This window comes from Rhodococcus sp. As11, assembly GCF_048957735.1.
Taxonomy (GTDB): domain Bacteria; phylum Actinomycetota; class Actinomycetes; order Mycobacteriales; family Mycobacteriaceae; genus Rhodococcus; species Rhodococcus gordoniae.
Window position 1 is genome coordinate 43,680 of the sequence record NZ_JARDJE010000015.1, and the last position, 10,485, is coordinate 54,164.

Consider the following 10,485-nt stretch of genomic DNA (forward strand, 5'->3'; position numbering starts at 1 on the left):
TACCGTCAGAGCTTCTCGAAACGCGGAATCAGGTGCTCCGCAACGTTCTTCGCTTCTTCGATGAGCGGCCATCCGGCGAGGATCAGGGAGGTCGGTCCGGTCGCGTCGCGCAGGGTGCGCACGTGGCCGGTGATCTCGTCCGGGGCGCCGACGTAGTAGACCGCCGACGAACCCGTGGCAAAGATGTCCAGCGGTGACCACGCGGTGATGCCCGCGTAGAGGCCGTCGCCGAGATACAGGTCCTCGGGTTCGGGCAGCGTGCCGGCGTTGATGGAGTCGACCCAGCCCTGCCGCTGCGCGTCGCGCGCGGTGAAGGTCTTCAGGTCCTGCTTGCCGTGGGTGCGGCGGCGGACCGCCTTGTCGAGCACGTCCTGGATCTGCTCGATGCCGGCCTTCTCGAACAGCGACCGGAACCGCTCGATCGCTTCGTCCCGGCTCGGGCGCACGATCACACCGGACAGTGCGCCGAAGTCGGTGTACTCGCGTCCCTCCGCAGCAGCGGATGCGCGGGCAGCGGTGAACTTCTGCGTGACGAACGAGGTCTCGCGCAGCATGATCAGATAGGCGTCGAGGATCTTGCCGGCGTTCTGCAGGCCGGCGGGGGAGTCGCCCGTGCCCCACAGCGGCACCGCACGGTCGGCCGGCGCGTCGATACGCAACGGGGTGTTCGGGAAGTTCGACTCGGTGCCCTCGGCGTAGATCCGGCGGAATTCGTCCCAGTACTTCTCGCCGAGCTCGTACCGCCGGTCGTGCTCGACGTTCATGTCGTACTTGGTGAGGATGTTCTCCCGGCCGTTGACCGAGTTGATCATCAGGCGGCCACCGCTGAACGCGTCGAAGGTCAGGGCCTTCTCGGCGAGCAGTCGCGCGGGCATCATGTTCGCGTAGATCGCGACGAGGAACTTCATCCGGCTGGTGTGCGCGGCCGCCCACGTCGCCGAGATGAACGGATCGTTCGGCCAGGTGGCGACGAGCGCGCCCTCGAAGCCGCCGTCGTCGATGGTCTTCGCGAGTTCGATCTGCCGCTGCCCGTCCACCGGGTACAACCCGCCGGGGCTCCAGGGGTAGTCGCCGTCGGCCTGGGTGAGATACCAGAAGGTCTTGACAGGCATTACTTCGTGTCCTTCGAGGGGAGTTCGAACGGCTCGACGCGGGCGCGGGCGCGCACCGTGTCGGCGTCCACGGTGAACAGGGCGTCGAGGTAGGCGACGGCGAACGAGCCTGGGCCGGTGGAGTTCTCCTCGGCGATCTCGGAAGCCACCGCGACGTGCGTGTGTGCTGCCGCGAGGCCGGCGAGCGGGGTCTCCGCGACCGCGAGGTAGGCGGCGACGAGACCACCGAGAGAGCATCCCGTGGAGGTCACGCGCGGCAGCATCGCGCTGCCACCGGCGATGCGTAGCCCGACGATCGAGCCTTCGCGGTCGCGGCCGACGAGATGGTCGACGGGACCGGAGGCCGACACGGCGTCGGCGTGATCGAGCAGGGTCAGGGCGGCGGGCACGGCGGCAGCGGCCTCGTCGGCGCTGTCGACGCCGCGCGTGTCGCCACCCGGACCGGCCAGCGCGATGATCTCGGAGGCGTTGCCGCGGATCGCGGTGGGACGGAACTTCAGCAGGTCGGCGGCGAGCGAGGTGCGCCACGCGAGTCCGCCCACACCGACGGGGTCGAGGACCCAGGGGGTGCCGGCCTCGTGCGCCGCCTCGGCCGCGCGGGTGAAGGCCACCGAGGTTTCGTCGAAGGGCGTGCCGAGGTTGACGAGCACTCCACCGGCGATGCGTGCAAAATCGCCTGCCTCATGGGCATTGTCGATGTGCGCGTTGCTGGCGCCCGCGGCGAGCAGCACGTTGGTGAGGAAGTTGGCCGAGACGATGTTGGTCAGCGAGTGTACGAGCGGAGTCCGCGCGCGCAGAGCGTCGAGGGTGGCGGCGAGATCGTCGATGGTGGGGATCGTGGTCACGGAAGATCCTGTCGGGGGAGGGGAGAGGACGAAGCGGTCAGGATCGCGGACATCGCATCATGCGCCGCCCTTCTCTTCTCCGAGGGTCCGCATGGGGAGGGCGGGGTCGGCCGTCCACTCCTCGAGCGAGCCGTCGTAGACGGCGACGTCGTCGTGTCCCGTCCGTACCAGGGCGAGCGCCAGCAGGCAGGCCGAGACGCCGCCACCGCAGTACAGGATCAGCGGCCGGGACGTGTCGGTGAGAACCTGCTCGGTCAGCTCGCCGATCCGATCGGTGCTCCGCAGGATCCCGTCGGTGAGCAGGCTCTTGGCCGGCAGGTTCCGGCTCCCGTCGATGTGCCCGCGGCGTGCGTAACGGGTGGTGACGGTGCCCGCGAACTGCGCGGCGTCGAGCGCGCAGACGAGGGTGCCCGGTGCGTCGCCGGACACCACGGCGAGCACGTCGTCGCGGTCGCGCCACAGGCCGCGGTCGGTCCGCGCGGTCCGAGGCGTGGCGGGGTGGCGTTCGGCGGCGTCGCCGGCCTCCACGGGCAGGTCGAGTGCGGTCCAGCGGGCGAAGCCGCCGTCGAGGACGCGGGCGGAGACGCCGATGTTGCGCAGCATCCACCACAGCCGGGACGCCCAGGTCATGCCACCGTCGTCGTAGACGACGAGGTCGGCCTCGGGGGCCACGCCGAGTTCGGCCAGGGCTGCCGCGAGGGCGTCCGGAGTGGGACGGGTGAAGTGCAGGTCGGGGTCCGGGGCGCTGAATCCACCGAGCAGGTCGGCGTGCAGGGACCCGGGGATGTGTGCGGCGCGCCAGGTCGCGTAGCCGGATTCCGGCCGGTAGTCGCCGTCGAATCGGGGCTTCGGAAAGGTGACCGTGGCGTGCAGGACGGTGTATGCACCGGGATCGTTCGAGAGCTCGTCGGCGCTGATCAGCACCTGCTCGTCTCGAAAACTCGCCTCGGTCACGCGTTCGGTCCTCTCGTCGTGTTCGCCCGACCGACGCTAAACGACGGATAGCGTATACGCAAGTATTCGCACGTTGACAGTGGCATAATCGGCGCACGTAACCGGCATGCCTACGGAGGGTGTAGATGACCGAGCAGGACGCGACGGCCGAGCTGGAGAGCTCGCTTCTCGTCGAACCGCCCACCGGGCGCGACGACCAGACCTCCAGGCAGTACCTGCGCCTGCGCTCGGACATCCTCGCCGGGAAGTTCCCGCGCGGCGCCGCTCTGCACGAGACCCAGCTCAGCGAGACCTACGGGGCCTCCCGCACCCCCATCCGCGAGGCGCTCAACTGGCTCGCGCACGACGGTCTGCTCGAACGGGCGAGCCGCGGCTTCCGGGTGCGTTCCGGTACTCCCGAGGACGTCATCGAGATCTATGCGGCGCGCGTCGCGCTCGAATCCGAGGCGGCCGGCGCCGCGGCGGTCCGGCACACCGATCTCGACATGGCCCGGCTCGAGCGGCTGCACGATTCGTGCTGCTCCGCCACCGACGATGCCGCGGTGCGCATCGGGAACTTCCGGTTCCACGAGGCGCTGTGGCAGGCCGCGCACAACACGACGATCACGACGTTGCTCGTGCGACTGACCACCCAGCTGCGGATCTACGACTCCGGGCCGCCGTCCAACTACGGCGAACCCGATCTGCTCAACCGGGAGCACGCGCAGATCCTCGGCGCGTTGCGGGCGCGGAACGAGTCCGCGGCCCGTGAGCACATGCGTGCTCATCTCGAGCGCAGCCGCGAGCAGCGCATCCGCCTCTTCGCTCGCGGCTGAGCCCGCCCTCCTCCTCGACCGTGACGACTCCTTCGTCCTCGAGCTCGGGGATCGCCAGGGTGGATCGTGCCCGGGCCGGGGCGTCAGGCGCGATGGATCTCGGTATACGCCCGACGCAGGAGTGGTCTCGGCCACAGAGGGTGGCGGACCGACCTCCGTGCGTGTCGGCCGCCGCCGGTACGCTCGGCGCGTGGCTCTGTACCGGAAGTATCGACCTGCGACCTTCGCGGAGGTGGTGGGGCAGGAGCACGTCACCGTGCCCATCAGCACGGCGCTCGACACAGGCCGCATCAACCACGCCTACCTGTTCTCGGGTCCTCGTGGATGCGGCAAGACGTCCTCGGCCCGTATCCTCGCCCGCTCGCTCAACTGCGAGACGGGCCCCACCTCGACGCCCTGCGGTACGTGCCGGTCGTGCGTGTCGCTCGGGCCGGGTGGCGGCGGCAATCTCGACGTCACCGAACTCGATGCCGCGAGCCACGGCGGTGTCGACGACACCCGCGAACTCCGCGACCGCGCCTTCTACGCTCCCGCCGAGTCGCGCTACCGCATCTTCATCATCGACGAGGCGCACATGGTCACCACGCAGGGCTTCAATGCCCTGCTCAAGATCGTGGAAGAGCCGCCGGAGCACCTGATCTTCGTCTTCGCGACCACCGAGCCCGAGAAAGTGCTGCCGACCATCCGGTCGCGCACGCACCACTACCCGTTCCGGCTGCTCGCCCCCACCGCGATGCGGGGGCTGCTCGAACAGATCTGCGGCCAGGAGAACATTCCGGTCGAGGATGCGGTCTACCCGCTGGTCATCCGCGCCGGTGGCGGATCCCCTCGCGACTCGCTGTCGGTGATGGACCAGCTCCTCGCCGGCGCCGGACCCGAAGGCGTTACCTACGACCGCGCCCTGTCGCTGCTCGGCGTCACCGACGTGGCGCTCATCGACGAGGCCGTCGATTCGCTCGCGGCCGGTGACGGCGCGGGGCTGTTCGGCACCGTCGAGAAGGTCATGGACGCCGGACACGACCCGCGTCGCTTCGCCGTCGACCTGCTCGAACGCCTCCGCGACCTCATTCTCATGAAGTCGGTGCCCGATGCCGCCGAGCGTGGGCTCGTCGACGCACCCGGCGACGTCCTCGAGCGGATGCGCGACGAAGCGACCCGTCTGGGTCCGGCCACCCTCACGCGCTACGCCGAGATCGTGCACGCCGGGCTCGGCGAGATGCGTGGGGCGACGTCGCCGCGACTGCTGCTCGAGGTGATGTGTGCGCGCATGCTGCTCCCCGCGGCATCCGATGCGGAAACCGCTGTGCTGCAACGGCTCGAACGTCTCGAACAGGGTATCGTCGCGCCTCCGGCCGGAGATGCTGCACCGAGGCCCGTGTCCGCCCCTGCCACACCGCCCCTCTCGCCCGACGAGCCCGCAGCGCGTTTCCAGCGACCCTCCCAGCGCCGAGTGAGCGAGGTGCCGCCTGCCGCGCCGCCTCGCGAGGCCACTCGGCCGCAACCGGAAGCCTCTGTCCAGCAGACCCCTGTCCAGCAGGCCCCCGCCCCGCAGGCACCGATGCAGCCTGAACCGGCCCAGTCGGTATCTGCCCCGACGCCGCCTCCCGCTGCGGTGCCGCCTCCCGTCGTTCCGGAGGTGTCGCAGCCGCAGAGTGTGCCCGACGAGGGTGTCGGGCAGGAGATTCCGTCGCCCGCGCCTGCACCCGAGATCGAGGAGCCGGTTGCTCCCGAACCCGAGCCCGAACCTGTCCGCGCGACCAGCGGTCCCGATGCAGCCCAGATGCGGGGCGTGTGGTCGGAGGTGCGCGCGAAGGTCCGCGAACGGAGCCGCACCGTCGAGGTGATGCTCTCGGGCGCCACCGTGCGCTCGGTCGACGGCACGCGCGTCGTGCTCGTGCACGACTCCGCTCCGCTCGCGAAGCGACTCGCCGACCCGCGCAACGCTGCAGTCATCGCCGATGCGCTGCACGAGGTCTTCGGTGGGGAGTTCGAGGTCACCTGCGTACACGGTTCGGCTGCGGAGGTGCCCGTCAGAACCCAGGCGCCCGAGAAGAATTCGCGCCCCGCAGGTCAGCCCCGTTTCTCCCGGCCGAGTCAGGCGAAGAACGCCGCGCCGGCTGTGCCCGCCGAAGCCTCCGCCGCACCGCAGCGGCCGGTGGCCACCGCTTCCGCTTCCGCAGCCCCGACCTTCACACGTCCGTCCGTCGAGAACGTCGACGACATCCCGCCGCCCGAAGCCCCCGATCTCCCCGACGATCCGGGGCCGGGCTACGACGCGCCGCCGCCCGACCCGTCGCAGATGACGGAGGCGGACGTCGAGGAGATGTTCGCCGAGGCCGCCACACCCGGCGATCCGTCGACGCGTCGCGATCCGGAGGAAGTCGCCATCGAACTGCTCAAGGACGTACTGGGAGCGAAACCGCTCGACGAGAAATAGTCGTACCGCGTCCGGAGCTGCCGACGAACGGTGTCAGCTCTGCGGATCGTCTCCGTCGGTGCGGTCCGGCGTGAGCTCGTCCCAGGTCGCATCGACCGTGTCGGCGAGTTCGCTGTCGGTAGGCACGAGTTCGCGGATGGGTTCGGGCAGGGTGTCGTAGGTGTAGTTCGCAACCGCCGAGGGAGCGGTCGTGCCCGCGAGCGAATAGCGCACGACGTTGTCGTTGCGCCCCGCGCACAGCAGGATCCCGATGGTCGGTGCGTGCCGGTCCGCGACTCGCAGGTTCTCGTCCACCCAGGAGACGTAGAAACCGAGTTTGCCGGCGTATTCGGGCTCGAACCGGCCGATCTTCAGCTCGACCACCACGAAGCGCGACTGAATCCAGTTGAAGAAGAGCAGGTCGATGTAGAAGTCGTCGTGGTCGACGGTGAAGTGGTACTGGCGGCCGATGAACGCGAACCCGTGCCCCAGTTCGAGGAGTACCTGTTCGAGGCGTGTCATCAGTGCCGCTTCGAGTTCTCGTTCCGCGGCCCGCTCGTCGAGATCGAGGAAATCGAAGATGTACGGGTCGCGGACGAGTTGCTGTGCGAGGTCGGAGTCCTGTGGAGGAAGATGGTCCGGAAAATTCGACGGTGCGGCACCTACACGGCGATGTAACTGCCCGGCGATCTGATGGGTCAGAACGTGACGCGACCACCCGTGTTCTGCTGCGCGAGCTGCGTACCAGTCGCGAAGCTCTCGGTTGTCGAGCTTGTCGAGAAGGACCGTCACATGTCCCCATGGCAATTGTGCAACAGGCTGTTGCACTGTTTCCTGGGGCCAGGCGTCCGCGAAGGACCGCATGTAGAAGAGATTGCGGCGCGAGAGACCGCGCATGTGTGGAAACTCGGAGCGCAGGTCCCTGGCCAGTTGGTCGACGACCTTCGATCCCCAGCCGTGTACACGTTGACGCTCGAGAAGGGAGTGCCCGAGCGTCCAATACAGGATCAGCAGTTCGGTATTCGCGGCGCGTGTAGCCCGTAGACGCGCTCGACGAACCTGTGCTTCGAGTTCGTCCAGGAATTGCGGATAGTCCTCGGGAAGCCCGACGGTCTTTCGGTCACGGCCACATGGTGCCCTCGGGATACGACAGAAATACGAATGCCGCCCTCGTCATGGCCGGCGATCGAAGGGTGCCGTCGCATCGCGGTCACCCGGCGATTCGTATCTGCTGCCGACGGGTATCGCCCCATCATGAACCTGCACGAACTCCTGCGCGCCGTCGAATCCTTCGACGCTGTGGATCGGCCCGCCGAGCGCATCGCGCAGCGCATACGGCGAGTCCTCGACGGTTCCGTCGTCGACGACCTGCTCCGAGGTTCCTGGCTCGGACACCCCGTCCATCCTCTCCTCGTCACCGTCCCGATCGGATCGTGGATCTCCGCTGCCGTGTTGGATGCGCTGCCCGGTCAGCGGGACGCGTCCCGGAAACTCGTCGCCCTCGGACTGGCCGCGGCCGTTCCGACCGTGATCACCGGATACGCCGACTTCTCCACCCTCGATGTTCCCCAGCGCAGGGTCGGCGCGGTGCATGCTGTATCCAATGCGATCGGGGCGATCTGCATGGCGACGTCCTATCGCGCGCGTCGCGCACGGCACAACCGGACGGGGACGGTGTGGACCCTGGTCGGTCTCGGCGCCGTAAGTGTCGGCGGCGCGCTCGGCGGTCACCTCTCCTACGCCCAGGGCGGGGGAGTGTATCGGTGGCAGCGACCGTCCGAGAGTGTCGATCTCGCAGCCGAACTCGAGGACATCGGCGCGAAGAGGTGAGCGCTCGTCGCCGAGGTGGACCACCCACAGTCGAGGCTCGCAACCCTGATGGCCGACCACCGGGGTTGTGAGCCTCGTTTCCCGGTTGTGGCCTCCGTTTATCCGCGCACGGCGGTCAGTGCGATCTCGAGCGGCGCTCCACCGGGCAGGGTGTGGACGCCGACGGCGGTGCGTGCCGGTAGTGCGGCGACACCGAGTTGGCGTTCGATCACGTTCGACGCGCCGTCCGCGACCACCGACAGGTCGGTGAACCCGGGCGCGGTCGCGACGTAGACGACCATCTCGACCGGCCGGAACGGTGTGCCCTCCGGCAGCGCCGCACGGATCGCCGCCAGCGCGTTGCCCACCGCGACGATCGCGGCGGCACGTGCCTCGTCGACGGTGACCTCCGCACCGACCCGCCCGGTGAGTATCAGTTCGCCGTCGCGCCGGGGCGTCATGCCTGCCGTGCGGACGGTGTCGCCGGCCAGTACGGCGGGGACGTACCGGCCCTGCGGACGCGGTGCGACAGCAGCAATATCAGAGGACACCCGTTGCGGAGCACTGTCAGAGGACACCGAGCGCCACCCCCTCCTGTCGTGGATCGCTGCCGCCGGACAGCACTCCGCGGTCGTCGATCGAGATCACCTGTGCGCTTCCGTCGGCGCCCAGTGGTTCGAGCATCTCCACCCGGTGACCGAGCCGGCGCAGTTCGTCGCACACACCGTCGGCGACGTCACCTTCGATCCGCAACGCGGTCGGTTCGCCGAGCACGTCGGCGTCCGATCCGGGGAAGACGGTGAAGCGCGGCGCCGAGACCGCCTCCTGGGGATCGAGACCGTGATCGAGCAGGTGCGACAGCAACTGCATGTTCCACTGCACCTGACCGTCGCCGCCGGGGGTGTTGCCGACGTGCCGCAGCTCGCCCGCCGAGTCGGTGACGATCCACGCGTTGAGTGTGTGCAGGGGCTTGCGGCGCGGTGCAACCTCGTTGGGGTGACCGTCGATCAGGTAGGCACCGCGACCGAGCCGGTTGTTGAGCACGATGCCGGTGCCGGGCACGGTGAGTTTCGCGCCGAAGGTGAACGCCAGCGAATGGATGAACGACACCGCCCGCCCGTCGGCGTCCACGGCGACGAACGACGTGGTGTCCCCGGCGGCGACCGCGAACGCCCCGGCCGGTGCACGCTCGTCGATCCGTGCGCGACCCGCTGCGATATTCGCGGGGTCGAGCACCCGCGCGACCCCGTCGTTGTCCGACGAACACCAGCGGAGTCTGTCCTCGAAGGCGAGGGTGGCCGCGCGGGCCATCCGGTCGATCGATGCCGCCCCGAGCACGGGATGCGTGCCGAGTGCGCCGTCGCACAGGGCGGCCTGGTGCAGCACCATCCATCCCGGCGTCGGGAGCGGGGTCTGGTGCACGACGTGCCCCGCATAGGTGGCGGTGAGCGGTGCTTCCGCGTCCACTGTCGCCCCGGCCTGCCATTCGTCGCCGGTGAACGGTGCTCCGCCCCCCTGCAGCGTAGCCACACAGCGTTCGGCGAGCGCGCCGGTGTAGAACGATCCCGGATCGTCGGCGAGAGCACGGATGGTGCGGGCCAGATCCGGTTGCGGCAGTATGTCGCCGACGCGCGGGAAACGGTCGCCCGGGGTGTACACCGAGGCGAGTCCGGCGTCGCCGCGGATCGCATGGAGGGCGGTCTGCACATCGGTCCGGGTCTTCGCCGAGCAGGGCAGGCCGCTTCCGGCGAGACGGGCGGCCGGTGCCCACAGTTCGGGCAGCGACCTGCTCGCTCCCCGCCGGTGCAGTGCGGCCAGCGCGGCGGGCGCACCGGGCACGGCGACGGCGAGCGCCCCGTCGAGCGGGATCGCGCCGAGTCCGTGTTCCCGGTAGAAATCCGGTGTGCCGCCGTCGGGTCCGTAACCACTGCCGTTGACCGTCCACACCGATCCGTCCGGTTCGCGCACCACGGCGAAGGCGTCGCCACCGATGCCGCATTGCCCGGGCAGGGTCAGCCACGTGACCGCCGCCATCGCCAGGGCCGCGTCGACGGCGTTACCACCGTCTTCGAGCACGCGGACCCCGGCCCGACTCGCGAGCGGATGACTCGACGCGACCATGCCCCCGGTAGCGAGCGTCGCCGGTCGTACAGCGCGCCGGGTCATGCCGACCGCATCCTGCGTCGGCGCGGTCCTTCCGGCGGCTCGGCGGGGTCGATCCCGACGAAGATCTCCCCGTCGCGCTCCTCGCACGGATAGGTCTTGATCGGCTCGGTGGCCGGAGGGCAGATCGGCTCACCGGTTGCGAGGTCGAACGCGCTTCCGTGGCAGGAGCACCCGATGCCGTCCTGGACGAGCTTGCCGGACGAGAGCAGGCAGTCGAGATGCGAGCAGTAGTTGGATGTCGCGTACGCCTTGCCGTCGAGCCGGGAGACGGCGAACTCGTAGTCGTCGGCGTAGAACCGGCGGACGATGCCTTCGGGCACCTGCCCGGATCGGGCCACTCGTTTGAACTCCATGGTCTTTCCTCCAGG

General features: G+C 69.3%; 10 protein-coding genes. 3 read left to right on the forward strand and 7 right to left on the reverse strand.

Annotated elements, in window-relative coordinates:
• Nucleotides 1–5 precede the first annotated feature (5 nt).
• Genes PV766_RS17545 through PV766_RS17555 form a run of 3 tightly spaced genes read right to left on the reverse strand, consistent with a single transcriptional unit; the run spans nucleotide 6 to nucleotide 2,911 of the window.
• Nucleotides 6–1,112: an LLM class flavin-dependent oxidoreductase gene (locus tag PV766_RS17545; protein ID WP_421097519.1), complete on the reverse strand. Its 1,107-nt coding sequence runs from the start codon at nucleotides 1,110–1,112 to the stop codon at nucleotides 6–8.
• Entirely contained in the window at nucleotides 1,112–1,957 is an 846-nt protein-coding gene (gene thiM, locus PV766_RS17550; protein WP_421097520.1) for a hydroxyethylthiazole kinase, read from the reverse strand. The genes PV766_RS17545 and thiM overlap by 1 nt, the downstream gene beginning before the upstream one ends.
• A gap of 57 nt (nucleotides 1,958–2,014) precedes the next feature.
• Nucleotides 2,015–2,911: a sulfurtransferase gene (locus PV766_RS17555; protein WP_064062855.1), complete on the reverse strand. Its 897-nt coding sequence runs from the start codon at nucleotides 2,909–2,911 to the stop codon at nucleotides 2,015–2,017.
• A gap of 125 nt (nucleotides 2,912–3,036) precedes the next feature.
• On the opposite strand from PV766_RS17555, the gene PV766_RS17560 reads away from it, so the two are divergent.
• A complete protein-coding gene (locus tag PV766_RS17560; protein WP_016932250.1) occupies nucleotides 3,037–3,726 on the forward strand; it encodes a GntR family transcriptional regulator in 690 nt (229 codons plus the stop codon).
• A 190-nt stretch (nucleotides 3,727–3,916) separates the two neighbouring features.
• Nucleotides 3,917–6,163, forward strand: coding sequence for a DNA polymerase III subunit gamma and tau (locus PV766_RS17565; RefSeq protein WP_421097521.1), 2,247 nt, complete (start codon nucleotides 3,917–3,919; stop codon nucleotides 6,161–6,163).
• 33 nt (nucleotides 6,164–6,196) lie between these two features.
• Here the strand turns inward: PV766_RS17565 and PV766_RS17570 are convergent, their stop codons facing one another.
• The gene (locus tag PV766_RS17570) at nucleotides 6,197–7,288 is read right to left on the reverse strand and encodes a PDDEXK nuclease domain-containing protein (RefSeq protein WP_421097549.1); all 1,092 of its coding nucleotides are present in this window, start codon (nucleotides 7,286–7,288) and stop codon (nucleotides 6,197–6,199) included.
• A 108-nt stretch (nucleotides 7,289–7,396) separates the two neighbouring features.
• On the opposite strand from PV766_RS17570, the gene PV766_RS17575 reads away from it, so the two are divergent.
• Complete coding sequence (locus PV766_RS17575; RefSeq protein ID WP_421097522.1) at nucleotides 7,397–7,972, forward strand: DUF2231 domain-containing protein; 576 nt, start codon at nucleotides 7,397–7,399, stop codon at nucleotides 7,970–7,972.
• Between the two features lie 98 nt (nucleotides 7,973–8,070).
• On the opposite strand, the gene PV766_RS17580 is transcribed toward PV766_RS17575, so the two are convergent.
• The 3 genes from PV766_RS17580 to PV766_RS17590 are packed head-to-tail and all read right to left on the reverse strand — an operon-like array spanning nucleotide 8,071 to nucleotide 10,470.
• Complete coding sequence (locus PV766_RS17580; protein ID WP_421097550.1) at nucleotides 8,071–8,490, reverse strand: RidA family protein; 420 nt, start codon at nucleotides 8,488–8,490, stop codon at nucleotides 8,071–8,073.
• Nucleotides 8,491–8,518: 28 nt separating this feature from the next.
• The gene (locus tag PV766_RS17585; RefSeq protein ID WP_421097523.1) at nucleotides 8,519–10,117 is read right to left on the reverse strand and encodes a gamma-glutamyltransferase family protein; all 1,599 of its coding nucleotides are present in this window, start codon (nucleotides 10,115–10,117) and stop codon (nucleotides 8,519–8,521) included.
• The gene (locus PV766_RS17590) at nucleotides 10,114–10,470 is read right to left on the reverse strand and encodes a Rieske (2Fe-2S) protein (protein ID WP_129977763.1); all 357 of its coding nucleotides are present in this window, start codon (nucleotides 10,468–10,470) and stop codon (nucleotides 10,114–10,116) included. Before PV766_RS17590 ends, PV766_RS17585 begins: the two co-directional genes overlap by 4 nt.
• Between the last annotated feature and the right edge of the window lie 15 nt (nucleotides 10,471–10,485).

Coding starts and splice junctions, on each gene's coding strand:
- PV766_RS17585 (WP_421097523.1), bottom strand. CDS start 10,117: ATGACCCGGCGCGCTGTACGACCGGCGACGCTCGCTACCGGGGGCATG.
- PV766_RS17560 (WP_016932250.1), top strand. CDS start 3,037: ATGACCGAGCAGGACGCGACGGCCGAGCTGGAGAGCTCGCTTCTCGTC.
- PV766_RS17575 (WP_421097522.1), top strand. CDS start 7,397: ATGAACCTGCACGAACTCCTGCGCGCCGTCGAATCCTTCGACGCTGTG.
- PV766_RS17545 (WP_421097519.1), bottom strand. CDS start 1,112: ATGCCTGTCAAGACCTTCTGGTATCTCACCCAGGCCGACGGCGACTAC.
- PV766_RS17590 (WP_129977763.1), bottom strand. CDS start 10,470: ATGGAGTTCAAACGAGTGGCCCGATCCGGGCAGGTGCCCGAAGGCATC.